The organism is Terriglobia bacterium (genome assembly GCA_020073085.1).
GTDB lineage: Bacteria > Acidobacteriota > Terriglobia > JAIQFV01 > JAIQFV01 > JAIQFV01.
The window spans coordinates 22,043-47,334 of record JAIQFV010000029.1; the positions used below are offsets into that span (position 1 = coordinate 22,043).

Annotated in this window: 24 protein-coding genes; 17 read left to right on the top strand and 7 right to left on the bottom strand. The window is 55.0% G+C overall.

Annotated elements, in window-relative coordinates; translation table 11 throughout:
• Nucleotides 1-15: 15 nt before the first annotated feature.
• On the top strand, nucleotides 16-1,527 hold the full coding sequence (locus tag LAO21_20105; GenBank protein ID MBZ5555025.1) for a multicopper oxidase domain-containing protein: 1,512 nt from the start codon (nucleotides 16-18) through the stop codon (nucleotides 1,525-1,527).
• Nucleotides 1,528-1,663: 136 nt separating this feature from the next.
• Nucleotides 1,664-1,894: a hypothetical protein gene (locus LAO21_20110; protein ID MBZ5555026.1), complete on the top strand. Its 231-nt coding sequence runs from the start codon at nucleotides 1,664-1,666 to the stop codon at nucleotides 1,892-1,894.
• Between the two features lie 222 nt (nucleotides 1,895-2,116).
• On the opposite strand, the gene LAO21_20115 is transcribed toward LAO21_20110, so the two are convergent.
• Complete coding sequence (locus LAO21_20115; protein ID MBZ5555027.1) at nucleotides 2,117-2,311, bottom strand: allantoinase; 195 nt, start codon at nucleotides 2,309-2,311, stop codon at nucleotides 2,117-2,119.
• A gap of 332 nt (nucleotides 2,312-2,643) precedes the next feature.
• Between LAO21_20115 and LAO21_20120 the strand changes: the two genes are divergently transcribed.
• Both LAO21_20120 and LAO21_20125 read left to right on the top strand, forming a co-directional pair.
• Nucleotides 2,644-3,348: an energy transducer TonB gene (locus LAO21_20120; GenBank protein ID MBZ5555028.1), complete on the top strand. Its 705-nt coding sequence runs from the start codon at nucleotides 2,644-2,646 to the stop codon at nucleotides 3,346-3,348.
• A 215-nt stretch (nucleotides 3,349-3,563) separates the two neighbouring features.
• Nucleotides 3,564-4,592, top strand: a complete 1,029-nt coding sequence (locus tag LAO21_20125; protein MBZ5555029.1) for a radical SAM protein — start codon at nucleotides 3,564-3,566, stop codon at nucleotides 4,590-4,592.
• A gap of 254 nt (nucleotides 4,593-4,846) precedes the next feature.
• On the opposite strand, the gene LAO21_20130 is transcribed toward LAO21_20125, so the two are convergent.
• A complete protein-coding gene (locus LAO21_20130; GenBank protein ID MBZ5555030.1) occupies nucleotides 4,847-5,983 on the bottom strand; it encodes an aldo/keto reductase in 1,137 nt (378 codons plus the stop codon).
• Nucleotides 5,984-6,025: 42 nt separating this feature from the next.
• Entirely contained in the window at nucleotides 6,026-6,802 is a 777-nt protein-coding gene (locus LAO21_20135; protein MBZ5555031.1) for an enoyl-ACP reductase, read from the bottom strand.
• A gap of 419 nt (nucleotides 6,803-7,221) precedes the next feature.
• Here LAO21_20135 and pyrF point away from each other — a divergent pair, with 419 nt between their 5' ends.
• From pyrF to LAO21_20150, 3 genes are all read left to right on the top strand, one after another.
• Nucleotides 7,222-7,929: an orotidine-5'-phosphate decarboxylase gene (pyrF, locus tag LAO21_20140; protein ID MBZ5555032.1), complete on the top strand. Its 708-nt coding sequence runs from the start codon at nucleotides 7,222-7,224 to the stop codon at nucleotides 7,927-7,929.
• Nucleotides 7,930-8,385: 456 nt separating this feature from the next.
• Nucleotides 8,386-9,015, top strand: a complete 630-nt coding sequence (locus LAO21_20145) for an HAD family phosphatase (protein ID MBZ5555033.1) — start codon at nucleotides 8,386-8,388, stop codon at nucleotides 9,013-9,015.
• A gap of 24 nt (nucleotides 9,016-9,039) precedes the next feature.
• On the top strand, nucleotides 9,040-9,732 hold the full coding sequence (locus LAO21_20150) for an HAD family hydrolase (GenBank protein MBZ5555034.1): 693 nt from the start codon (nucleotides 9,040-9,042) through the stop codon (nucleotides 9,730-9,732).
• Nucleotides 9,733-9,825: 93 nt separating this feature from the next.
• Here the strand turns inward: LAO21_20150 and coaE are convergent, their stop codons facing one another.
• Both coaE and folD read right to left on the bottom strand, forming a co-directional pair.
• A complete protein-coding gene (gene coaE, locus LAO21_20155) occupies nucleotides 9,826-10,431 on the bottom strand; it encodes a dephospho-CoA kinase (protein ID MBZ5555035.1) in 606 nt (201 codons plus the stop codon).
• Between the two features lie 46 nt (nucleotides 10,432-10,477).
• Nucleotides 10,478-11,404 (bottom strand): bifunctional methylenetetrahydrofolate dehydrogenase/methenyltetrahydrofolate cyclohydrolase FolD, encoded by a 927-nt coding sequence (folD, locus tag LAO21_20160; GenBank protein ID MBZ5555036.1) that lies wholly within the window; start codon nucleotides 11,402-11,404, stop codon nucleotides 10,478-10,480.
• A 232-nt stretch (nucleotides 11,405-11,636) separates the two neighbouring features.
• Here folD and LAO21_20165 point away from each other — a divergent pair, with 232 nt between their 5' ends.
• The 6 genes from LAO21_20165 to LAO21_20190 all read left to right on the top strand — a co-directional run bounded on the left by LAO21_20165 (nucleotide 11,637) and on the right by LAO21_20190 (nucleotide 16,758).
• Nucleotides 11,637-12,014: a hypothetical protein gene (locus tag LAO21_20165; protein MBZ5555037.1), complete on the top strand. Its 378-nt coding sequence runs from the start codon at nucleotides 11,637-11,639 to the stop codon at nucleotides 12,012-12,014.
• Between the two features lie 12 nt (nucleotides 12,015-12,026).
• Complete coding sequence (locus LAO21_20170) at nucleotides 12,027-12,914, top strand: alpha/beta hydrolase (protein MBZ5555038.1); 888 nt, start codon at nucleotides 12,027-12,029, stop codon at nucleotides 12,912-12,914.
• Nucleotides 12,915-12,979: 65 nt separating this feature from the next.
• On the top strand, nucleotides 12,980-14,038 hold the full coding sequence (locus tag LAO21_20175) for a peptidylprolyl isomerase (GenBank protein ID MBZ5555039.1): 1,059 nt from the start codon (nucleotides 12,980-12,982) through the stop codon (nucleotides 14,036-14,038).
• A 7-nt stretch (nucleotides 14,039-14,045) separates the two neighbouring features.
• Complete coding sequence (locus LAO21_20180) at nucleotides 14,046-15,278, top strand: hypothetical protein (GenBank protein ID MBZ5555040.1); 1,233 nt, start codon at nucleotides 14,046-14,048, stop codon at nucleotides 15,276-15,278.
• A 258-nt stretch (nucleotides 15,279-15,536) separates the two neighbouring features.
• Complete coding sequence (locus LAO21_20185; protein MBZ5555041.1) at nucleotides 15,537-15,722, top strand: hypothetical protein; 186 nt, start codon at nucleotides 15,537-15,539, stop codon at nucleotides 15,720-15,722.
• A gap of 523 nt (nucleotides 15,723-16,245) precedes the next feature.
• Nucleotides 16,246-16,758 carry a peptidylprolyl isomerase gene (locus LAO21_20190; GenBank protein MBZ5555042.1) on the top strand — a complete coding sequence of 171 codons (513 nt, stop codon included), beginning with the start codon at nucleotides 16,246-16,248 and terminating at the stop codon, nucleotides 16,756-16,758.
• A gap of 230 nt (nucleotides 16,759-16,988) precedes the next feature.
• Here the strand turns inward: LAO21_20190 and glgP are convergent, their stop codons facing one another.
• Entirely contained in the window at nucleotides 16,989-18,692 is a 1,704-nt protein-coding gene (gene glgP / locus LAO21_20195; protein ID MBZ5555043.1) for an alpha-glucan family phosphorylase, read from the bottom strand.
• A gap of 477 nt (nucleotides 18,693-19,169) precedes the next feature.
• On the opposite strand from glgP, the gene LAO21_20200 reads away from it, so the two are divergent.
• The 4 genes from LAO21_20200 to LAO21_20215 all read left to right on the top strand — a co-directional run bounded on the left by LAO21_20200 (nucleotide 19,170) and on the right by LAO21_20215 (nucleotide 24,042).
• On the top strand, nucleotides 19,170-19,763 hold the full coding sequence (locus LAO21_20200) for an RNA polymerase sigma factor (GenBank protein MBZ5555044.1): 594 nt from the start codon (nucleotides 19,170-19,172) through the stop codon (nucleotides 19,761-19,763).
• Nucleotides 19,760-20,491: a zf-HC2 domain-containing protein gene (locus LAO21_20205; GenBank protein ID MBZ5555045.1), complete on the top strand. Its 732-nt coding sequence runs from the start codon at nucleotides 19,760-19,762 to the stop codon at nucleotides 20,489-20,491. Before LAO21_20200 ends, LAO21_20205 begins: the two co-directional genes overlap by 4 nt.
• A gap of 1 nt (nucleotide 20,492) precedes the next feature.
• On the top strand, nucleotides 20,493-21,323 hold the full coding sequence (locus tag LAO21_20210; protein ID MBZ5555046.1) for a hypothetical protein: 831 nt from the start codon (nucleotides 20,493-20,495) through the stop codon (nucleotides 21,321-21,323).
• Between the two features lie 1,144 nt (nucleotides 21,324-22,467).
• Nucleotides 22,468-24,042 carry a M20/M25/M40 family metallo-hydrolase gene (locus LAO21_20215; protein MBZ5555047.1) on the top strand — a complete coding sequence of 525 codons (1,575 nt, stop codon included), beginning with the start codon at nucleotides 22,468-22,470 and terminating at the stop codon, nucleotides 24,040-24,042.
• Nucleotides 24,043-24,262: 220 nt separating this feature from the next.
• Here LAO21_20215 and LAO21_20220 read toward each other — a convergent pair.
• Nucleotides 24,263-25,292 (bottom strand): IS1380 family transposase (locus LAO21_20220; protein ID MBZ5555048.1); only part of this gene is annotated, 1,030 nt, incomplete at its 5' end.

The window sequence follows — 25,292 nt, forward strand, 5'->3', positions numbered from 1 at the left end:
GTCGAATTGCCTCGAATGCCGATTGCGCAGCCGATACCTGAGAGTCAACTGATCGGCGCTCCCATAGATCCGGTCGCCGGGATTTCTCCGGAAGATGCGATTCAAAGATCGCCACATCAGCTTTACAGCAAGTTGTTGCCGAAGAAGTTTTACGAACTCCATGAGAAACAAGCACCCTGGAGTTTCCATCCCGATCTGCCGACGCAGCCCATTTGGGGATTTAACGGGAATTTTCCAGGACCGACCTTCATGTCTCGGTATGGGGAGCCTTGCCTGGTTCGAATCCACAATGACCTGCCCAAATCGAGTAATCTGGGTTTTGGCATCCCGTCCACATCGACCCACTTGCACAACGGCCATACTGCTTCGGAGAGCGATGGATTCCCAGGCGACTACATCAATTCAGGTCAATTTCACGACCATCATTATCCTCACGTGCTTCCGGGATTTACAACCGACCCGAACGGCATTGGCGACAAGAACGAGGCATTGCATACCCTCTGGTACCACGATCACCGGGCCGATTTTACGGCTTCAAATACCTATGCCGGTCTCGTCGGCTTCCACCTCCTTTTTGACGATGTGGACTCCGGCGATGAGGAGGACACCAACCCCCAGGCTTTGCGTTTGCCCAGCGGCGAGTACGATGTCCCTTTGATATTTGCGGACCGTGCGTTTGATTCCAACGGGATGCTGTTCTTCGACAACTTCAATTTTGATGGCATGCTGGGTGACAAATACCTTGTCAACGGCGCGATCCAGCCCTTCATGAGGGTGGCCCGTCGCAAGTATCGATTCCGATTCCTCGGTGTCGGTCCATCCCGTTTCTGGCAGTTTCACCTGAGCGACGATTCGCCCATGACTCAGATTGCGGAAGATGGCAACCTCTTGCCCATACCCGTCGTGCGCACCGGCGGAATTCGGATGGGCGTGGCGGAACGCTGCGACGTCATCATCGACTTCTCCAAGTACAAGCTTGGAGACACGGTATATCTCCAGAATCGCCTCGAACAAATCGATGGTCGCGGACCCACTGGCAACATCCTGCTACCCGGGGACTCCCTTCTAAAGTTCATCGTGGATCACGATGCCAAAGACCCAAGTCAGGTTCCCTCCAAGTTGTGCAGTCTGCCGTCCATCAATCCCGCCGAGGTCGTCCAGACCCGAACCTGGCGATTTGAGCGGCAGAATGGCGGCTGGGCCATCAACGGCCAGTTCTTTGATGTGAACACCATCCGGGCGCACGTGAAGCAGAATACGGCTGAATTCTGGGTACTGCAGAACTCGGGCGGATCGTGGAGCCATCCGTTACACATCCACTTTGAGGAATTCCGTATCCTCTCACGCAACGGACTGGTACCTCCACTCTGGGAACAGGGCCGAAAGGACGTGGTCAAATTGAATCCCAACGAGCAGGTGGTCTTCTTCATGCGGTTCCGTGATTGGACGGGGCGCTATCCTTTCCACTGCCACAACACGGTTCACGAGGACCATGCCATGATGATCCGGTGGGAGTTGGAAGCTTGATCGGTCCCGTAGCAACGCTCGTGACCCCGACATCAGAAGGCTAGTGGGTCACCTGGCGTGTGAATGCCCGGAAGGGTAATAAAGAGACTCAAATTACAGTAGAGTTTTGCTTGTCTTGAAGGCCAGGGAAGGCACGATGAAACCATTCCACAATCGCAGCATCGGTCCTCGAGTTCGGAAGGTGGGCGCAAACGCGGTCACCTTCCTGCTCGCGCTGGCAGTTCCCCCTCAGGCGGCAAACGCAGTACTTTATCTCACGGGGGATTCCACTTCCCCTGAATCCAGCATCTGGAAACGGATGCGTCTGATTCTCTCAAATCATGTCATTAATGCGCGTCGCACAAACACCCATTCAGAGAACAGCTGAGATCGATTTCAATATCCCCGGCCCACCCTGTAAGGGAGCGGACGCAAAGCTTAATGACCAGGAGCCTCCTGCTCCTGGAACTGAGGTACCGTCCTCCATCTGGCAGAATTGTTCCCAGGCCTCGATTCCTCTGCCATGACGCAGTTCTGCTCAAAAACCTGGGATCCGCCGTGTTTACGGTGGCGTACTTGGTCCTGGGACTCCTCGCAACGAGAATCCCGGCTATTCACTCAATTCGAAGAAGGCATCGAGGGACTGAAGCAGTTGGGTCTTACACTCTTCAGGAGAACCTTCGATCAAGTGCAACGTGATGGTGTTCGTTGTGCCATCTTTCATGAGCACGTATGCCTCCGGCACCTCATCCAGTTCTTCCGCATCAAACATCCGAATACCGTAAACGATCGCCTTCTTCTCCATGACCCACCTCGTCGCTTGATTGCCCAACTAATCGAAGATTCCGCCCCGCGTGAAATTCCCCGTTCTCCAAGTCTATCATTATTTCCAGGTGATAACAGCGGGAAGAAGAATTGGAACTTCAAACTCCGCCCAGCGTCTAATCCATTAGAAGAAGCCCAATTGGAAGCCGTAACAGGAACGGGGTTCCGCCGGTGTGCGGGGGTCTCATGCGGAGGACGGCCCCGTTCGGTCAGAGGAGGAGTTCGATTCAGGATCAAAATCGAAAGGAGGTCACGGCGATGTTCGACACAATGGATATGAAAAGATCCCAGAGTGGGGACTCCAGAAATCCCATGACTGTTGTTTTTTCCCTGGGGGTTCACCTGATGACCCTGATGTTCCTCGTCCTGATCCCGTTGATTTACACGGAGGCGCTTCCCGTAAGCCAGATTCGCAATTACTTTCTCACGGCCCCTCCATCAGCACCTCCTCCTCCCGCGATGCATGCCGTAAGAATAATTGGCGTTGAAAGGCATGTGACAGAGGTCCATCCGAATCAGATTCAAGTGCCTTCGGAAATTCCTCCGATCGCCGCCAGAATTTTCGACGAGGGACCACCGGTTTCGCCGCCTGCGGCATCTCCGGACGGCATTCCGGGAGTGCCTGGAGGTAGCCCACAAGGCGCGGTTCCAAGGTGGCTGCCTCGTATGTGGCCAGCCCCTGCTCCTCCGCCCCCCGCCCCAAGAACGGAACCCTTAAAGCCCATCAGAATCCCGGTCAGTGGGGGGGTCCAACAGGCCAAGCTGATTTATGCGCCGATTCCAGTCTACCCACTTTTGGCAAAGCAAAACCATATCCAGGGTGCGGTGGTGCTGGAAGCGATAATCTCTAAGGACGGGACGATTCAAGACGTCCAAGTGGAGAGCGGTCATCCCTTTCTTGTTCCGGCCGCAATTGAAGCGGTCAAACAGTGGCGCTACCGTCCCACTTTGCTGAATGGCCAACCGGTCGAGGTCATTACAACAATTACAGTGAATTTCAAATTGGGCGGCAATTGAGGGCAGGAGGAGCTCGAATGGTCATTAGTACCGGGAAATGATCATCTGGGCCTCCAATGGAGGTCAGGTTCTATGCCCCCGCTCGGCAGGCACATTTTGTTCTTGACAAAAGGCGAATAAAAAGCGAATATCTCTCCACTCTCAAGGTCGACCAAACCTACTTTTGACAAACCCCGCCGAAAGGCGGGGTTGACTTTTAGAAAGGATGTGAGGCGATGGGTCGCAGCGAACTCCAACAAGACCTGATGGAAGATGTAGAGCCATTCAGCTCACCTCTCCCTCTCTCCGGAATTGCTCGTTTGGCAGCGGAAAGCGACTTGACCATTGAGAAGAAGGACGTCCAGTATCTCTCGCTCGCCTCGAAGTCGATATTGAATCGGTGCTCAAACCCTTCGATGCCGTTCCAGTGGACAATCAATCCCTATCGCGGCTGTGAATTCGGGTGCAAGTATTGCTATGCCCGGTACACCCACGAGTTTATGGAACTGCGCCACGGGATTGACTTCGAGAAAAAGATCTACGCCAAGGAAGACGCTGCGAGGATTCTGAGGCGGGAACTTACCCCTCGCCGGGTCAAAGACGCAGTCCTTGCGATTGGAACTGCAACCGATCCCTATCAGCCGGCTGAACGCGAATTTAAGGTGACCCGCCAGATCCTTGAGACTCTGTCGATGGCTCGCGGAGTGCGGTTCTCCATTACGACGAAATCCGATCTGGTGCTCCGTGATCTGGACCTGTTGAAGAAAATTGTGGGAAGCAATCGGGTCCAGGTGAATCTCTCCATCACCACCACTGACGAGCGGTTGGCCCGCTTGCTGGAACCACGAGCTCCACGTCCCACCTTGCGCTTCAAGGCCGTTCGCACCCTGGTCGAAAACGGCATTCCAGCTGGAGTCTTTATGATGCCCCTGCTTCCCGAAATCACAACCTCAGATGAGAACATGGAGTCTGTTGTTCGGGCGGCCGCGGACGCCCGGGCAGGGCATCTCCTAGCAAGTGTCGTTTTCCTGATGCCCTCGGCTCAAACACAGTTTTTCCCGTTTTTGGATAGGCACTTTCCGGAGTTGACCGGACGTTACCGTCGGATGTTCTCTCGCACTCCATATCTTCCGGAAGACTACACGAAGCGGATCCAGGAGAGGATTCATCAATTAAGGGACAAGTATGGAATTCCCCATGCCTCGAGCCTGAAATCGCCCTCGCACGAGGAAGTGGCGCAGCAGTTGGAGTTGGGGTTCATGTAACGGGGAAGAAGGCCCAGGGGGTGGAGAAAGGGGGGGGATAGAATTTCGAGGTTAAAACTCAACGAATCAAATTTGAGGCGAAGGGCCCAATTCTACACCACATCGTGATCCCCATCCATAATCGGTCTTTTGACTTTCATCTTCTGACCTCTGGCTTCCGGTTTCCGGCCTCCGGCTTCTTTTCCCTACCCCCTATCACCTATTACCTATCACCTACACCTGACACCCGGCACCTGAAGCCCGACACCTTGCCCTCAACCCGTGGCTCCCGAATCCTTAAACAATCTCCGATACTTTTCAAATGGGAGAGTAGCAACGCCCGCCAACCTCAAATTTTCCTCCACGTGGGAGACCTGGCTCATTCCTACAAGCGCGACGCTTATGCCGGGGGTAGACCGGGTAAACTGGATGGCGCGCTGGGCATCACTCTTGAGACTTCCGTTGAGGATCTCTACGATTTGCGGGGGCAAGTTTTTTGCGAGTTGTGCCTGCAGGATTGAAGCACTTGCCATGACAGTGATACCCATGTCTTCCGCATACTTGAGGGTAGAAGTCTGAGTTTCCTGGGAGCGTTGGTTCCAAAAACCAAAGGCTTCGGGCATGGCGAGGTTAAACGGGAGTTGAATCACCTTGAAATGGTGCCCGTCTCCGCCCACGGTTCTGGCCAGCTGGACCATTTCATTGAGCGACATGTAGTCAGGCGCGGTCGAGGCCACCCGGTAGGCATTCCACGTTGCCGTCCCGTACATCCGGATCTTTCCTGCAGCGACGTTCTTTTCCAACATCTCAAAGGCGCTCAACAACCGTTTGTAAAACTCCTGCCGGGGAACTTCACTCAACTGTGTTTCAGGATTGTGCAAGTAATAAATATCAATGCTCTCGATTCCGAGATTCTGGAGCGACCGATCAAGCTGGTTCTGGAGGTATCGGGGTTTCAAAGAGTGACATCCTGCGACGATGTCCTCACGAAACAGAATGCCCGGCTGGATAAAGTTTTTCTCAAAATAGGACTGCATGTCCTCCTGGCTCTGGGGGGCGTGGCCGTCAAACGGGATGAATCCGCCCTTGGTCGCAATAATCAATTCATCGCGCGACGATTGACCTGAGGTAAATAATTGTTTGAGCGCCGTCCCCACCGAGCGCTCACTTCGCTGGAAGCGGTAATTAATGGCGGTGTCGATGACGTTGGTACCCAGATTGACAGCATGGACGATCGCGCTGGTGTAGGCGGCATCGCTCGCTTCGTCGTCCCCCCCGAGATAAGTGCCAATCCCGATGGAGGACATCCAGAGGCCTTGCTGCAACCGAAAGTGCCCATCCACCGAGCGGGCCTTCAATCGGCCGCGGTATCGAGCGGTCCCCTCGGGGGTCGCACACTTGAGTTCGGCCAAAAGTATTCTCCTTTACCGATCGACCCGTCCGGTCGACCTGCCCTATGCGCCAAGAATATGGTAACCCGCATCCACAAAGATCGTAGTCCCGGTGATCCCCCGGCTCAAGTGACTGACCAGGAAGAGCGCCGTGTCTCCCACTTCCGCAGCCTCGATATTGCGATGAAGCGGGGAATGGTCGCGGTGGAATTCGAGCAGTTTCGAAAACCCGCCAATGCCCATGGCGGCCAACGTTTTGATGGGGCCCGCCGAGACCGCGTTGACGCGGATCCCATACGCACCCAGATCCGCCGCCAGGTAACGCACCGTCGCTTCCAGAGAGGCCTTGGCCACTCCCATAACGTTGTAATGAGGGATCACGCGCTGACTTCCCAGGTAGGTCATCGTCATGATGGAGCCCCCGTTCTTCTTCATCAGCGGCAACGCGTACTTCGAAAGCGCGATGAGCGAGTAGGCGCTCACCTGCTGGGCAATGCGCCATCCTTCGCGCGAAGTGTCCACAAAATGCCCCTCAAGGTCCTCCTTCAAGGCAAACGCGACTGAGTGAACCAGAAAGTCAAGGGTCTCGTACTTGTTTTCGATGACCTCAAAGACATGCCGGATCTGTGGGTCGTGTAACACGTCACAGGAGATCACCAGAGGGGGATCTTCCAGAGTCTCGGCAAGTTCCTTCACCCATTCCTCGAGCCGCTCACCCTGGTAAGTCAGCGCCAGCTTCGCGCCCTCATCGGCGCAAGCTTGCGCGATGGCCCAGGCAATAGACCGTTTGTTTGCAACCCCCACCACCAGCCCTTTCTTTCCTTCAAGAAGCTTTTCCATTTCTGCAGAGCTCCCTCGCTCTTCAAATTGGGGTGTGTCAGTTGGGACTTTCTGGTTTTTCAGAATGACCTCGGCCACGGCGGACGACGGGCCTTCCTGGCCGAACGGGCGTGAAAATCAAAGCTGGATAGAGATCGCATTATAGCAGATCGATCCATTCGAGCCTTCAAAAAAAGATAGCTGATCAGCGTACAGGTGGAAAAAATAGAGGTTGACCCGTTCTGCGCATGCGTAATGTCAGATTGAATTTCCAGAGGTTCGCCCCCGATGATTATTCGAGGATTGATCCTTGGATCACTCTCTGGCTCTGTCTTTTGATGCTTTTTTGAAGGCGGAACATAACACAAACGTCATCAAAACTGAAGAACGTTGTTCTACACCATCCGCGGCGAATTCCTGTTAGAATGCCGGCGATGAAGATCGAGGATCGAATCATTGTCGCTCTGGATATGGACTCTCGCGCCCGTGCCCTCGAATGTGTGAATGAGCTCATGCCCCAGGCGAGCTACTTCAAGGTCGGCAGCCAGTTGTTCACCGCCTGTGGGCCCGATCTGGTCCGGGAGATTGTGGCGCTGGGGGCGCGGGTCTTCCTTGACCTGAAGTTCCACGATATTCCTCAGACCGTCGCCAAAGCGGTGGTGGAGGCTGCTCGCCTGAAAGTGGCCATGGTCAATATTCATGCCAGCGGCGGCATGACCATGCTTCAGGCGGCCTCGCATGCGCTAGCCGAGAAGTATTCCCCGGAGGAGCGCCCACGTTTAATTGCGGTCACCATGCTGACCAGCATCGGAGAGGCTGACTCGCGCGAGATTGGATTCTCCCTTCCCATGGCGGATCAGTCCGTACGATTGGCCCATATGGCCCAGCGGGCAGGTCTTGACGGAGTGGTCGCCTCGCCGCTTGAGATCGCGCACATCCGGGAGGCCTGTGGAAAGGACTTTCTGATTGTGACGCCGGGGATCCGTCCTGCCAATGCAGTCCTCGATGACCAGGTGCGCATTGCCACCGCGGAGGCTGCCCTTCAAGCCGGCGCGGACTTTCTTGTGATTGGACGCCCCATCCTGGAAGCGCCGAATCCCCGCCAGGCCCTTCAAGCACTGGTGGCCTCTCTGAAGACCATTTCTTGAAAAACCCACCCCACGGGGGATGCATTTTCGAGGGTCGTCGAGGGCTCCTCGCATTGAGTGATTGCACATAAAGGCTGAATTGGGGGAACTTTTGCCATTCCGCAATAAAGACAAGAGCTGATCCGGACGAGTTGGACCCAGGACCAGGTTTTATCAGGAAGCCAGGACACCGTGGGATCGGGTGTCGAAGGAAGGCCTGCCGCAGCACGATCATCAGATCCTCTTCAGATTGAAGGTTCCTAGCCTCCTGTACTCCTGGCTTCCCAATGATTGAGTTTTATTGTCCTTGTTGAAGCAGATTCTGAGGTGAAGCGACTGAAAGGATTTCGAAATCGGCGCGTTCCCCTTCCCACACCATTTTCCAAATTTCACGCTCTTTGATATGATGGATGCTTGTTAATTCCAATTGCATCCGCGAAAGCCGCCGCGTCCAATTTTTCCGGCGACAGACGACCCATGAATGGAACTGGAAATTCCAGGTTTGATTCACTTGTCTTCGACCTCGGCAAGGTGATCATCGATTTCGATCCGATGCGGGCGATCCGCAAGTTGGAAGGCCGAACCCCGTACCGGGCGACCGAGCTGTTGGCAAAAATGAGGGAAACGGATTTGGTGAACCGGTTTGAATCGGGCACACTCACCTCCGAGGAATTCTACCGGGAGATCTCCGCCCATCTTCAACTTGGAGTGAGCTTTGAGGATTTCATTCCGATCTGGTCGGATATTTTCATGGATGAATTGATTCTCGACGCATCCTTTTTCGAGCAGCTCAAACCTCGATACCGGCTGGTGTTGCTCTCAAATACCAACGCGATGCATGCGGCCTTCCTGAGGAGCCGGTTTCCGGTTCTCTCGGTCTTCGATTGCCAGGTGCTCTCGCATGAAGTGGGTGCAATGAAGCCATCCGATCGGATCTATCAGGCCGCGACCGAGGCGGCACGCACGACCCCGGGAAGAATGTTCTACGTGGACGATATTCCGGCATATGTCGAAGCGGCTTGCCGCCTGGGATGGGTCGCAATTCCCTTCCAGGGAAAGGACCAGCTGGTTCGCGAGATGCAGTCACTCGGCATTCACCCGGAGTGAGCAGTTCGCGATGGTTTTGAATCCATGATGACTCAACAGAATCTCATCTTCGATGCGGATGACACCCTCTGGGAAAATAACATTTATTACGAGGAGGTGCGGGAGAGGTTCTTGACTTTAACGGATGTCCTGGGCGTGAGCCGTCCCGAAGTGGAAGCCCGGATCGATCGAACAGAACAGAAGAACATTGAACTCTTTGGTTACGGCAGCGAGAATTTCATCCGCTCCCTGAGAGAAACTTACACTTTCTTCGCCGGCGATCGAAACCATCTGGAGTCCACTCTTCGGCACATTGATTCACTGGGATCGTCGCTCTATGATTTCCGTATTGAACTGCTTCCCCGGGTGGCGGAGACCCTGGCATCCCTCCGCGAGCGCCATCGATTCTTCTTGTTGACTAAGGGGAATTCGCGCGAGCAGACCTCCAAAGTGAAGAAATCGAACCTCGAGGGACTTTTTGAAAAGGTTGTCGTGGTTCCTGAAAAGAATGTCGCGACTTATCATCAGGTCGCCAGCGACCTCGTCCTGGATAAGTCCATTACCTGGATGATTGGAAACTCCCCGCGCAGCGACGTGAATCCTGCTCTGGAGGCAGGGCTGGGAGCCGTTTTTGTGCCTCACGCCGTGACCTGGCATTTCGAGAAAGTTCCGGTGCGTACCGACCTTCCCCGCCTCATCGTGGTCAGTCAATTCGCGGATCTCCTGGAACACTTTTAGAGAAAATCAGGGATTATTCTTCACCACGGCTCGCCGGGGCATGGGCGAAGGAGAATTGCTGCGCCAGTGTCTGGTGGCCTCGTGAGGAGCGATTTATTCCGGAAGGCTCAGAAGGGTGTGGTAGAGGGTTCGAACTTGTTCTTGGGTGTGCTCCAGGGTTCCCGAAGTATCGATCTCGTAATCCGCAAAACGCCGCTTCTCCGACAGGGGCATCTGGGCGCTGACCCGGAGTCTCGCCTCCTGCTCCGTAAACTTCCATCGTAATCGGATCCGCTCGATTTGCTGGGCCTCAGTACACCAGACCACAATCACCTTCTCGAATCGCTTGTAGCTCCCGGTTTCCACCATCAGGGCGGCATCGACGATCGAAACCGGATGGCGATGATTCTGTCCCATGGCTTCCATCATTTCTGTCGTGCGGCGAATAATGATGGGGTGTGTGATCTCGTTGAGTTTTGTTCGCAGATCACCACTGTTGAACACCAGCGTGCCAAGGGCAGAGCGGTTGATGGTTTTGTCCTCATTGAGAATCGCGCTGCCGAAGACCTCGACAATCTTGACGTAAGCTTCTTCGCCCGGCTGGACGATCTGATGGGCCACTTCATCGGCACTGATGATACCCGCTCCAAGGGCCTCAAAGAACCGGCACACAGTCGTTTTTCCGCAAGCGATTCCTCCCGTCAAGCCGATTCGCCGCATCAGTGCTCCATTGGCGCTCAAAAGTCGGGCGACAGAAAATGTTGCGCTATGAGGGATGTCTCTGCCGTAATCGTGCCGCGCACACCGTGTTGTGAATCAACATGGCGATGGTCAAGGGCCCCACGCCACCGGGCACGGGGGAAAGCTTCCCGGCCACACGACTGACCGAAACGGGATCGACGTCGCCGACGATCAAATATTTCTTTTCCTCAAACTCCGCCAAACGCCCGGGATCGTCTTTGAAGACCCTGGAAACAAGCGCGGGATCACTAATCTTGCTTATCCCGACGTCCACGACCACGGCACCCGGCTTGACATACTCCTGGGTGATCGTGAGGGGGCGACCGATGGCGGCAACGAGAATGTCGGCTTCCCGGCAAACCGAAGCCAGGTTCCTGGTCCGCGAATGGCAGACGGTGATGGTGGCATGGGCATGCATCAATAGAATGGCCAGGGGACGTCCCACCAAAACACTCCGCCCCACCACCACCGCGCGTTTGCCCTCCACCTCGACTCCCGACCGGCGGAGCATCTGCATCACCCCGCTGGGGGTGCACGAAGCCCAGGCATGGTACCCCATCAACAGGGCTCCCAGGTTCGAAGGGTGCAACCCATCAACATCTTTTTGTGGGGAGACCCGCAACAGAACTTCCTTCTCATCCACTTGGGGAGGAAGGGGCAGCTGAACGAGAATTCCGTCGATTGAATCATCGGCGTTTAAAGCGTCCACCTCGCTCAAAACCGCCGGCGTACTTGCGGATTGGGGAAGTTCGATCTTTCGACTGACTATTTCCATGCGGGCGCAGGCCGCCACCTTTCGATTCACGTAAATCCTCGACGCCGGATTGTCCCCCACCAGCACCGCAGCAAGCCCCGGCGGGTGTCCGGCCTTCCTGAGTCCCTCGATGTCGTGGCCAAGTTCGGCATAAATCTGGTTGGCAATGCTCGTGCCATCCAGCACTTGAGCGGTCATCCCATAACCCTTTCAACGAAGCGATGCATTCAGTCTATCCAGTGCAAATTCATTTGGCAAACGAATTTGGAGCAGGGTGAAAATGAGACGACTCTGCAAAGTATCCTCCCATCCTGGATCCCTTCACGGAGGACTCCCCGAATGTCGCCCCGTTCCTGTGCCGGCCCGATAAAGTTTCAGTCCGCCGGGGGCCTGTGATAAGATTTTGAGATCGGGTAGAAAGGACTTTCTCATGCCATTTCTAGCGGACCGGCGCCTGCGGATCAAGCTATACGCGTTTATGGGATTGCTGATCATCGTGGGAATGTTCATAAAGTACTACAATATTTTTGAGGAAATGCGCATCAAGCAGTTTTTTAACCTCGTTGTAGCCGGCGACTATCCGTCTGCTTATAAACTTTGGCAGCCTGCGCCCAGCTACAAGTACAGCGATTTCCTGGAGGATTGGGGAGATTCCAGCTTTTACGCCGAAGGCAAGATCACTTCCTTTCAACTCGAAAGCTCCCATTCCAGGGGGAATGTTGTGGTGGTCAAGATCCGTTTGAATGGGAAAAAGGAAATCGCGCTCGTCGTCAGTAAGGAAGATAAGCATTTTTCATTTGCTCCCTAGTGGGACGCATACATGGAGTTCAAGACGTTGGCAATGATCGCGGCGCGTGTTCTGGTCGCTCTCGTAGCGATCGTGCTTCTATTGCGGCTGGCAGAGAACAAGTTCATTTTCTTCCCCGAAAAGATTTCAATAAATAGAGCCCTCCCTCCCACCCCGGGATTCGCCGTGGAAAACATCTGGCTTCAGAGCGTCGACGGAGTTCGTCTGAGCGGTTGGCTGATTGCCTCCCAAAGCCCGGCTTCTCCGTCACCAGCGACGGTCCTCTACCTTCACGGCAATGCAGGAAGCCTGTTTGATCGCGTCGAACGTCTGGTCTCCCTTGCTGCCCAGGGATTCACCATCTTTGCGATTGACTACCGTGGTTATGGCTGGAGTGGCGGCACCCCCACGGAGGCGGGGCTCTACCGTGACGCGGCCGCGGCTTACAAATACCTGATTCAACACAAACATGTTGACCCCGGTTCACTGTTTTTCTATGGCGAGTCTCTGGGGACCGCCGTTGCGATTGAGCTGGCTCTTGACCACCCCTGTGGAGGTCTGATCCTGGAGTCCCCATTCACCTCTTTTGAAGAGGTCGGAAAAGCGCATTACTTCTTCATTCCAGGATTCGTTTATCACTTTATGAGCAATGACTGGAATTCACTCGATCGAATCAGGCGGCTCAAGATGCCCAAATTCATAGTTCATGGGGATCGTGATCAGGTGATTCCCTTCGCTCAGGGCCAGCGATTGTTTGAGGCGGCGCTGCCGCCCAAGACGTTTTATCCTATCCATGGCGCCGCCCACATGGAGTGTCTCGAGCTCGGAGGGCGGGAATTGACGGACCGGCTGAAGGCCTTCGTCATCGAATCGCAGGCGCTCAGATCAACGCCATCCCCCGAAGCCGCCCATGATCTCTAATGGTAAAATCCTCTGCTTTCATATATATTGGGCCGTCGAAATCTAAAACCACCAAGGAGCTTTCAATGCAATTGAGATTTTTGAATTTGAAGCGCGAGGCAAAGATACTTGTCGCGGTCCTGACACTGCTACTTTGTGCCATTATTCTCCACGCGCAGACCCCGAATCCGGCGCCCGCCCCACCCCCTCAAACGCCACCGAAGCCTGCGGCCCCCGCGCCGGTTCTACAGAGCGCCACTCAGTCCTCGCAGCCGCCACTTTTTCCAAAGGATATGGTCATTATGACCGTGGGCGACCATAAACTTACTGTGACGGATTTCAATCAGATTATGGAGATCTTTCCCGCCCAACAGCGGAACTATTACAGCGGGCCTGGCAAGCAGAAGTTTGCTGACGATTTCAGTCAACTTCTCATCCTCTCCGACGAGGCAAGACGACAGAAAGTCGATGAGGAGCCGACCGTAAAGAAACGACTCAACCTGCTGGCCGATCAAACCCTGGTGCAGGCGCTGGTTCAGAAGATACAGGGCGACATAAAAATAAGTGATGACGAAGTCCAGAAGTATTACACCGCCCATCTCAAGGACTACGACGAGGTGAAGGCCAGGCACATCCTGATCCGCCCGAAGAGCAGCCCCGCCCCGCTTCCCGAAGGGAAGAAGGAGTTGACGGATGAGGAGGCAAAGGCCAAGGCGGAAGAAATCTACAAGCAGGTGACGATGCCCGGTGCGGACTTCGCCGCCGTCGCCAAAGCGGAGTCCTACGACCAGGGATCCGCCCCCCGCGGGGGAGATCTGGGGACATTCCACCACGGGCAGATGGTTCCGGAATTCGATGCGGCCGCCTTTGCTCTGAAGCCCGGAGAAATCAGCCAGCCCGTAAAGACCCAGTTTGGGTACCATGTGATTCTGGTTGAGGAGCGGAAAACTCGAACCAAGGATGAGGCCAAATCCGATATAGAAAACACTCTCCGTCGCGAAAAACTCGAACAGTCCCTCGACGGGATCAAGAAATCTGAAAAAGTTGAATTGAACGAGCAGTTTTTCCCACCGGCGTCACCCCCCAGCCCGCCCAAACCGCCCGTTGTCCCACCCGCCGCTCCGCCGACGGAGAAGAAGAATTAGTCAAGCCATGACTTTCTCGCGAATTCTGGTAACGGGGGTCTCCGGCGCTTCGACCAGCGAGTGCCTCCGGCGGGTGCAAACCGACCTCGGCAGTGAGCGCGTGGCGGTTCATAACGTCGGGCATGAGATCATGAACCTGGTGCAAGAAAGTGGGATGTCGCTGGAAAGTGGCAACATCCTGAATGCCCCGAAGGAAACCCTGACGGCATTACGTGTGGCCGCGTTTGAGCGGATACATCAGCGGCTTTCTGAAGTCCAAAAGATGCACCTGGTCGATGTCCATGCCACTTTTCTGATGCGGTCCGGGCTGAAGGAAGGCCTTTCATTCAACGAAGTCCGGAAATTCAGTCCGGATCTGATGCTGACGGTGATCCAGGGCCCCCAACAGATTCATCGCAAGCTTCGAGGCCACCCGGGGGCATACCTTCACCTCACCGTCGCCGACATCGTCAAATGGCAGGAATTCGAAGTTTACATCACCAACATGCTTGCCCGAATTCTGGGTGTCCGCCACTTTGTCGTTGCGGAGAGTCAAACCGAGACGCTGAAGACCATCCTCCTGGACCTTGTTCACAAACCCCCCGTTTATGCCAGCTATCCGATGACCCATCTGCCTGAAGAAGAAAAACCCAAAGTTCGGCGATTCGTTGAGTTCCTGAAAGAGCGGTTCACGGTATTCGATCCCGCCGCCATCGATTCGAGTCACGACCTCGCTCCCCACTTCAGCGAGGAAGATAAGCGGGCCATCTCCAACCACACCATCGTCCGGGACCTGGAATGGATGATCGGGATTAACAGCGACAAGGTGGTCGCCTATCTTCCGCGGATGGTCTTCTCCAGCGGGATGAATGATGAACTGCGCTTCGGACATGAGACCGGGAAGGAAACCTATATTGTGCTGGAACACCACGATCCTTCCGCCCTGCCGTCCCTTTCTCCCTTTACGGAGTACAAATCCCGCGTTTTCTGGTCGTGTGAAGATTTTCGTTATTACCTCGATCTCGATCCTCAACTCCGCAATGTGTACGATGCCTGCGAAGAGAGAATCCTGGAGCGGATTAAAGAACGCAAACTGACGCACGACGCCGCTCCTCTAAGCGAAGAGCGGTTCCGCTCCGAAAGCCGCGCCTTCTGGCAGTATCATTTGACTCCTGAAGAGTACGCTGAGAAAAGGGACCCCATCGACAGCGTGATTTCTTACATCTTCAATAAGTGGCACCGAACCCGCCCTTCCGCGTGAATCCTCGAATAGCGAGAGTCACGCCTCGGCTCCAACCGCATAGAACCCGGATTCCAAAGTGAAGGCCGTGGACCCTCCGGGTTCAGACAATTCTCGCCAACGTGCAGGGCGGACAACTTTGTCTTGTGCGTAAAATCACTTGCGCCTCGGTCCCGTTAATTGTATTCTTTCGCGTTTTCAGTTTGTGCTTAAGCGGATCTGGGGGCCCCGACCGGGCGAGAACCACGAAGGCGCGAAGCAGGAAAGGAGCGAACTGACATGGCAGAAAAGAAGATTTCGAAGACAGCTCGCGCCAGTATGACCGACCGGGAACTGACGAACTACGCAAAGTCATGCCCGCAATGTGGCGAAAGCATGGTGGCAACGAAGTTTGTCAGGTCGGCCGACCGGCCCGGCGGCATGTACTGGGTCTGCCCGAAGGACGACTACTCACAGCGAACGTAGCCTCCGAAGGCATCATGTGGCAACCTTAAAGTATTTTCGAAAATATTTTGGTTGGGAAAAGGCAGTCTGCGCAGACTGCCTTTTTTAGTTTCATGGAGAGAATCGTGACGCGGGGAGGACTCCCCATCGGGATTGAGACCTTCTGGACTTGAAACCACCTTCCCCGCCATCGCTCCGGCCCTGTAAGAGCGGTTCCCTGTTTCCCCTGGATCGCCTAACGTCGAGCTTCCCTGCCTGAACCTCTCATATCAATATGAGTGAAGCCGGGGACCTTTCAGGCTGTGACAGCAGTCACACACCCCGCTGGAGTCAGAAGGCTTATAATTGAGACGAATGCAGGATCAACGGAATGAGGTCAAATCAGAGCGGGCAAGGCGCAAGCCGTAAAATAGGGATTGCTCCATCAATCCCCTTTGTCTATGCTTTCGACCCTGCTTTCCGGTAGTTTTTTGTAGGAAGTACAAGAGTTGTGATAATCTCAAAGCGTTGAAGGCATAAATCCCGTCAGGAAGGAAAAACCGAAATGGGCTTCTTTTGGCGTCGAAAGAAAAAGGAACCGGAAAAGCCGGTGGAGGTGGCACCCCCACCGCCCCCGCCCAAACCCGCGGTACCCACGGCCGTCATTGAGACTTCCAAGGGGCGGATCGAGTTCGAGTTGTTCGCCGAGAAAGCACCCAACACGACCGCGAACTTCTCAAAGCTGGTGCAGAGGAATTTCTATGACGGTTTGACATTCCATCGAGTGGTCCCGGGATTCGTTATCCAGGGGGGTTGTCCGAAGGGGGACGGGACGGGCGGATCCGGAGAACGGATCAAGCTGGAAATTCATCCTGAACTCAAGCACGAAGCCGCAGGCGTTGTCGCCATGGCCCGCGCGACGAGCCCCGATAGCGCGTCCAGCCAGTTTTATATCACCCTAAACCCACAACCCTCGCTGGATGGTCAGTATGCGGTTTTCGGTCGGGTCACCGCGGGGATCGACGTCATTAAACAGATTTCAAAGGGCGACAGGATTCAGTCCATCAGAATTGTTTGAGATGCATCAAGGGTTCTGCAGAAGGTAATAGGTGATAGGTGATAGGTGATAGGGGGTAGGTCAGAAGAGAGGGTGCTCTGAGATTTATCCATCTCTATCGGCCCCTGATCAATGAGAACAAGTTTCTTGAATTGCTTGCCGACCGTGGTCTTTCATCCCAGAGACTGAGACCCGTTACCTATTGTCAATTACCTATTCCCTATACCCTATTTCCTATCACCTATTTCCTATCACCTGCCCTCATTATCCAGCGAATACGCATTGGAAACATACTGCGACACCATGCGCTGCGTATTGAAGAAGGAGCCGTTGAGGGCAATGGCGGAACGCATGACTTTGGCATAGGAAAGCGGCCGGCCATAGAACATCGGGAGAATGATGAGTTCCAGTTTTTCATACAAGGACGCCGCTTCGGAATAGTTGTCTTCAAGTAATCCCGGGCCGTGCCCGACCGCCCAACCCGTAAACCCTTCGACATGGCCTTCAACCCACCAGCCGTCCAACACGCTGAGGCTGGGCACCCCGTTCAGCGCCGCTTTCATCCCGCTGGTTCCGGAGGCCTCCTGCGGCCTCTTGGGAGTATTCAGCCAAAGATCAACCCCGCCGGTCATCAATTGCCCCCAGTGCATGTCGTAGTCTTCGAGGTAGACGAATTTCACAATGTCCTTCAACGCAGTGGCCGCATCAAAGACCCGCCGGATGACCCCCTTGCCCCCTTCATCATGGGGATGCGCTTTGCCCGCAAAAATGAGCTGGAACGGACCCACGTTCTGGGCGATATACTTCAGCCGTTCAGGACTGAAAAAGAGAAGATCGGCGCGTTTGTAGGTGCTGGCCCGACGCGCAAAACCGAGAGTCATCACCGTTTCGTCCATTTGCATCCGGGTGCACTTCTTGACCTCTTCAAGCAACGCCCGCTTCGCGAGGAGATGGGCATCGCGAATCTCCTGGATGGGAATCCCGATGGCATAACGAAGATAGAGGTTGTCATGTCTCCATTCGGGAACATGTTTGTCAAAAACCTCTCGCAACGAAGGTGAAGTCCAGGTCACCGCATGCACGCCATTGGTAATCGCACTGATGGGATATCGAGGAAACATGTCCCGGGACACTTCGCCGTGCTGCATCGCCACACCGTTGATGTAATGAGAAAAGCGAAGGGCCAGGTAGGTCATATTCACCCCGCCATTCGAACAGCAGTGCGTGGCCTGAAGCAAGCTTTCCCGTTTCTCTCCCAAGACCTTTACCACCAGCTCTTGTGGAAACTGGTCATGTCCTGCCGGGACCGGAGTGTGAGTGGTGAATATGCACTTGCGCCGGACGGCGTCCACATCCTGCTCTGTCACTGAACTGAAATTGCGACCCTCAAGCACTTGTTCGAGCAGAGCCAGGGAGAGCAGGGCGGAGTGTCCTTCATTCATGTGAAAGTTCTCAATTTGATCCTCGCCCAGGTTACGCAGAAATTCCACACCCCCGACCCCTAACACGACTTCCTGACAAAAACGGTAGTGGTCGTCGCCGCCATAAAGGCAATCGGTCAAGGACTGGTCCCAGGGCGTGTTGGTCGGCAAGGCCGTGTCCAACAGATAGACCGGCACAGTATGGCCGGAATGGCCCTGAATCAGGTACTGCCAGGCTCGGACCCCAACGACCCGATTCTCGATCATTACTTTGACCAGGGGCTCTATCTTCACCAGCACTTCTTGGGGGTTCCAAACCTCCGGCTCTTCAGCCTGGATGCCCTGCCCATCAATTCGTTGGCGAAAGTAACCTTTCCGATGCAATAAGGTAATACCAATCACGGGAACGCCCAGATCCGCCGACGAGCGAAGCATGTCACCCGCAAGAACGCCTAAACCTCCACTGTAAGTTGGAATCGCCGGATCGAGGGCGATTTCCATAGAGAAGTAAGCCACTTTATGTTTATTTGGCATGGTGTTGGAGAGGGGACCCCGTGAAGTGCCGGAGAAGGCCTCCTCAGGAGTTTTTCCTTTCGATCTGCGATGACCTCCTCTGTACCTTTTCTATCAGATGGATCGCCTTACCTCTGCGGTGTGCCGGACCAGGGCTGATTCATTCGCGGGGTTCAGGCCAAGACAAGTGGGCCATCTTACCAGCTTGCGAAAGCCTTTTTCAATCATTAGAATCATCCGGTGATGCAGCCATTGCTCGCGACATCGGCCCCGATGGCCCGCCTCACCATATCACACCCAACTGATGACACTGCACCGATTCGAAAATCCAACGGAACCGCTGCTTGCCAAATCGCTCACATATTCCCGTTTTAAGACAGAATTCCTTCAACGATTTTCCTGTGACCGCAGTAGATCTGTTATGAAGGGTCAATTGGATGTGGCGAGGAAAACTTGGAGCTTGAATTTCGAGACACCCCACTGATGATGACAGGTTCAATGTTGGAGGCATCCGATCCGCTGGTCAGTAAGGAATACTCCCTGCTGATCAAACGAGCGAAAGCCGGTGACCTCGGCGCCTTTGAAGAACTGATGATCCGACACGAAAGACGGGTCTTTTTGACAGCATTACGGTTGCTCGGACAGCCCGATAGTGCACGGGACGCAACGCAAGATGTCTTCCTCCGGTTTCACCGGTTTATTCACCGCGTCGACGAGCAACGTGACCTGGCGCCCTGGCTTTATCGGATGACCGTAAATGCCTGCCATGACATCCGCCGCAAACAAGGCAGGGCAGACACCATCTCGCTGGATGAATTCCTGGAAACCGGAGAGATCCAGGCGTTGAATTCAACGCCACACGCCGACGAGAACCTGAACCGGGAGGAAGAAAGGCGGATCGTGGCGGAAGCCTTAAAAAGACTGCCCGAAAAAGAACGAACAGCGATTGTTCTTCGGGACATCGAAGGCCTTCCAACTAGCGAAGTAGCCCGAATCCTCGGCTCCTCCGAGGGGACGGTCCGCTCACAGGTTTCCATGGCGAGACTAAAGATTAAGAAGTTCACGGAGCGTTTGCTGAGGCGAAAACCATGAAGTGCGAAGATTTTGAACAACTGATCGGCATGTATGCCGGGGGCGATCTCGAGGGGCGAAAGTCCCGGCTAGTCAAGGAGCATCTCAATGCGTGCGCCCGGTGCCATGATTTGGCCTCACAGCTGAAGTGCAGCCTGGCCACTCTGAATGAGATGAACGACGAACCGGTCGATGAGACATTGCTCCAAGAGCTGAGGAAGAGCGTCCTGAGGCAAATTTCTTCTGAACCGATATCTCGCCCCATGGAGAGTAGGTTTGGAGTGTTGTTCGGCGGGAGATGGAATTATGCTGTCCTGGCCATCCTTGTGATTGGCTTCCTTGCCGTTGCGCTGTTGAGACTCGACCGGTCCAGAGGTCCCCGTCAGGATTTGGCGGACCGGTCCAGAGAAAATGTCGCTCTACCGGTTGCGCCGAAAGTGTCCCCCGCTCCCCTGCCCTCCGATACTCAGCACGATCAAGGGTCGCAACGCGCCGGGTTGAGGTCAAGTCCAGCGATGCCCCGCCGCGCCGTCCAGCGCCCCAAGCCTGCGGCCCCGACCGGAGAAGTGGCCGTAAAGCAACCTCTGGCAATCGTGAACCCGAGTATTGAAATAGCTCAGATTGTGCCGATGCGTATTGATCTGTTCAAGATCGAACTTCCACGGAAACCGGACCCCTTGGTCATTAAATGGGTGTCCAAGGATCCTGATATAGACATCATTTGGTTAATTGACAAGAAGGGAGAATGAAATGAAATCACTCACGCACCATTCCGTTTGTGTGGCGCTGCTGGTGATCCTGGGCCTATTGATCCTCAACCAGCCCGGCGCGGCGCAATCGGATAAGGAAAAGGAAGCAACAACCAAAACGCCATCCGAAAAGTCCCAACAGATCGTGCAAAAACCAGGATGGGTGACGAAGATTTTCACCGTCAAGTACGCGGATGTGGTTGAACTGTCTCAACCCTTGAGGGTTTTCAATGCCCAGCTCATTCCCAACCGCGATCTCAAGGTGCTGGCCGTTTCATGCGATCGGGATACTATGCCTGCAATCGAGGATGCCATCAAGAGGCTCGACGTGCCGCCCACGAGTGCGAAGAACATTGAGCTGACCGTCTACCTTTTGAGCGCGTCTGAACAAGTCGAGCCCTCGTCGGGAGTGACTCCGGAGCTTCAAGGAGTAGTCGACCAGTTGAAGGGGCTTTTCCCCTACAAAGGCTTCCGTCTGACGGAATCGATGGTGGTGCGCGTTCGCGATGGACAAACGGGACACGTGAGCGGGGTCGCTCCTAGTACTTCGGAGGGTTACAAAATTTTTTATAACTTCCAGTTTCGGTCAGCTAATATCGTCGATGGCGTTGAAGGTCGGACAATCAGAATAGATCGCCTGAGGCTTGGCGCGAAAGTACCTCTCGTTTTGCCGGGATCTGCTGAGAAGTCCCTAAACGTTCAATACCAGGACACCGGCATTGAGACCGATATAGATGTCCGCGATGGTAAGAAGGTAGTCGTTGGAAAGGCCAATACGGACGGATCGAGCGGTGCCATGATCCTCGTTGTGACCGCCAAAGTGATGGACTGATTCGCATTTGTGGTGGGGCGACGGGGGCAGCCATCTGAAATCAGACTGCCCCTGCCGCCCGCGTCTGCATTTTCTTAACACCCCCAGTTGCATCCTTAACCCGAATTCCGATGCTGAAGGCCATGATCAATGTCGAAGGGGGATTCAATTCCCATTAGTAGATGCTTTTCGAATAAGGCTTCTGTCCCTTTGGGCCCGGAGGGCGCTTGCGCCGCGGCGCATAGCCTCGCCTGAGCTTCTCTTCAGGCCCGGAGGGCCTCTAGAATGGAAGCCCCACCTGAAGCTCTGTCCCGCGCTCTATGCGGGACGGAGCGAGGGTGGGGTACCGGTCGTAAAAATGACCTCCGAGCCCCGCTGGCGGGGCGAAAGAATCTGTCGAATGGAGCTTCGGACAACCATCCAATAAATCCACTGTATTTCCCTTCCCGAAATGCTTTCTCTCCGCATCCCGTTACCCTTCTCGCTTCTCGAATGAGTGGAGCCCAACTCCAGCGGTTGGATTCACGAAGCGATATCGGGACCCTGGAGATTTTCCTGGCAGCGGAAGCGCCCTCGCAAGGTCTCTTTTCCGCAAGAGTGGCCGGAATCTTTCCGAGTGCAAGGCATCGAAGAGGACGTTCGGTCTAGTTGGAACTGAGGGCACCGTTTCGCCCCGCAAGCAGGGCTCTCACATTTTCTCTCATGTGTACCCCGCCCTCGCCCCGCAAAAAGAAAAACGCGGGGCTCAGACGGGGCTACATTCTTCGAGCCCTCCGGGCCTGGAGCGACAGCTGCCCCGCTCGAAAAGCATCGACCGACAGGACAGAGTCAGACGTCTCTCCCTCTTTCTCCGGTCCCTCCAAAGGCGGAACAATTCCATTCTTCCTTCATTCCATTCCAATCGATCTGAATCGAAGAGCCTAAAGCTTCGTTGGCGCCCTTAACTTCGGAATTCAGGCTTAATTCAATAGTGATCATCCCGGAGACCGATTGGATTTTCAACCTCACCCTTCTCCATCGGGAGAACAGACGTGGTGAATGTACACTCCACCGATTCATCGAAAGAGGATTGCAGTTGCAGAATGCACGGGGGTGTTCCAAAATGCATGGCATCGGATCTCAGTACTGCACAGCGACAATCAATTGCCCCGGAAAGGAAATTGCGATGCCGAAACCTTCTGCAATCATTCTTCGATTGGTTTTTCTGTTGGCAATGGCCATTGGCGTCCCCCATTTTCTTCTGGCGCAGGATAGGACTCCCTCCCCCTCATCCATTTCGCAACAGGCCCGTCAATACCGAATTCAACACGATGTGGCCATCCTCAAAGAGTTTGACGATCTCCTTTCGATCCCCAATGTTGCATCCGATCTGACCAATATCAAAAGAAATGCGGACGTGCTTAAGGAAATGCTTGGGCGCCGTGGAATTCGCACCCGGCTTCTACAGATCAATAATGCCCCTCCGGCTGTTTATGGAGAGTTGCTTTCTCCCGGGGCCCTTCGGACCGTCGCCCTTTATGCGCACTATGATGGCCAACCGGTCGATCCATCACTCTGGAAGAGCAATCCCTGGAAGATGATGATTCGTGACCGTCCGCTGGAGGATGGTGGCCATGAAATCTCACTCGATTCGTTGAAATCACCGCTGCCGGGTGAATGGCGTGTGTACGCGCGCTCGGCCAGTGATGACAAGGCGCCGATCATGGCCTTGCTGGCGGCGCTCGATGCCCTCCGTGCGGGAAACATTTCGCTTTCAGTCAATCTCAAATTGTTTCTTGAAGGTGAAGAAGAGGCCGGGTCGCCCCATCTGAGGTCCTTCTTTGAAAAATATAAGGACCTCTTGAAAGCTGATGCATGGCTTCTGTGCGACGGGCCGGTTCATCAGACCCGCCGTATGCAGCTCTACTTTGGAGCACGCGGCATCACTGAATTGGAATTGACGGTTTATGGCCCCAACCGGGCTTTGCATAGCGGGCATTATGGCAACTGGGCTCCCAATCCTATCGCTCTGCTGACTGATCTATTAAGCAGCCTCCGGGACGGCGAGGGTAGAATTCGCATCCCTCACTTCTTCGATGACGTCAGGCCACTCACCGATTCCGAGCATCGCGCCCTGAATGAGATTCCCGCTGTCGATGCACAACTGCGCCATGATCTTGGGCTCGCCTGGAACGAGGGGGGGAAAGAAGTACTGGCGGAGCGGATCCTCAGCCCGGCCATCAACTTTCGTGGCATCCAGTCGGGCCATGTCGGCGAAAAAACAACCAACTCACTCCCGAGCGAGGCGATTGCATCGATCGATTTTCGCTTGGTGCCTGATCAAACACCTGACCGGGTGCGGTCACAGGTCGAAGAGCACATCCTCCGGCAGGGATTCTTTATCGTTCATGAAACCCCGACGATGGAGATCCGTCGAGCCCATCCAAAGATCGTCAAGCTTGCCTGGGGTCCGGGCTATCCCGCAGCGCGCACTTCCATGGATCTGCCGCTTTCCAAAGCTTTGATAAGCGTGATCGAGCAGTCCACTGGTGAGTCTGTAGTCAAAATGCCTTCGCTGGGTGGAAGCGTCCCGATGTACCTTTTCGTCGAACAGCTCAAGACCCCCGTGATCGGATTCCCCATTGTCAATCATGACAACAACCAGCATGCGTCCGATGAGAACTTGCGGCTGCAAAACCTGTGGGACGGAATCGAAATGTTCGCCTCCGTGCTGGCCCGGCTGGGGAAAGTCTGGCCCTAGCCCGGATTATTCATGAAGCTCAAAAGAATGCCGTAAATGACCGAAGTTCGCTCGTGTCTGCTCCGGTGAGGGACACGAGAAAACTCTTAGAGTCAGAGAAAATCCGTTTCCAGTCCTGTTTTGAGTCGAAAAGGATGAAGACGAAGGATCGCGGACTTTTTCAGCGCACACTTCTCCCGGCGGAAGTCAAAGAGGGATTCCACCAGAGGGTCTCTTTCGATCATGAGGTGGCCCCCAAGGCTGCCGCGATCCGTTTCCAACAAGGAAACCAAGGATAATGAGCGGGCAGATGCAACACGATTCGACGGACCGAGCGTTTCACCCACACGCCCAGTTTCAAAAGCCGTTCTCGCAGCGTGCTGACCTGGGCGCGCGCCAGCTCGGTCCCCTCGGCGCAATGCCGCAGCTGCTGCATCAGGACATAGGCGGCCGCCGTCAGCAACACCCGAAACTGATTGGCCCAGAAACTCGTACAGCTGGTGCGATCCATCTCCACACCGTGATGCAGTTCTTTGATGTGGTTTTCCATCTGCCCCCGCTGCCGGTAGTGGCGATACACCGTTTCGGGCCGGTAGCGGAGGTTGGTGATCACGAAGCGGGGATTGTCTTTCGCCTCGTGCACGCCGTCCCGCACGATCTCGGCTTTGATAATGACTCGGCGAGGACGCCGCCATGTTCCCGCCCGATAGCGCGCTTCGGTGTAGACGGCTTCGGTCTTTCCGCTGAGGCACGATTTCAACCGCGCCAGAGCCAAGGCTCGACGGGCCCGTTTCAGCAGACGCGTATTACCAGCCATGGCCACGACGTATTCCACTCCGGCGGCCTCCAGAAACTCGAACACCTCGGGGGTGGCGAATCCGGCATCCAGCCGCACGCGCAACGTCGCCCGCGGAAAGGCCTCCCGCAAGCGCCGCAGGATTCGGGAGAGCAAGGGGATGGCGCCCTCGGCCGGCGCGGCGTTGCCCGGACGCAAGGCGATGGTCCAGAGATACTGCTCCGCCTCGTGGTTGAAGCGCATCGTCCCGACCATCGGCAAATAGCACCAGCTGTCGTAGTAGCCGTTGAAGAAGCTCAACTGCTGCTGCCCGTGGGTGGGATCATCGGTCGGATCCAAATCGACGGTAATCCACCGGGCTTTCCCCTTCAGCCGTGCGGTGTGATGGGCGATGACCCCGTCGGCCAACGCTTCCCCCAAACGCAGGAGCTCTTGTCGTGACACCGCATTTTCAAACCGCGACAAACTGGGCTGA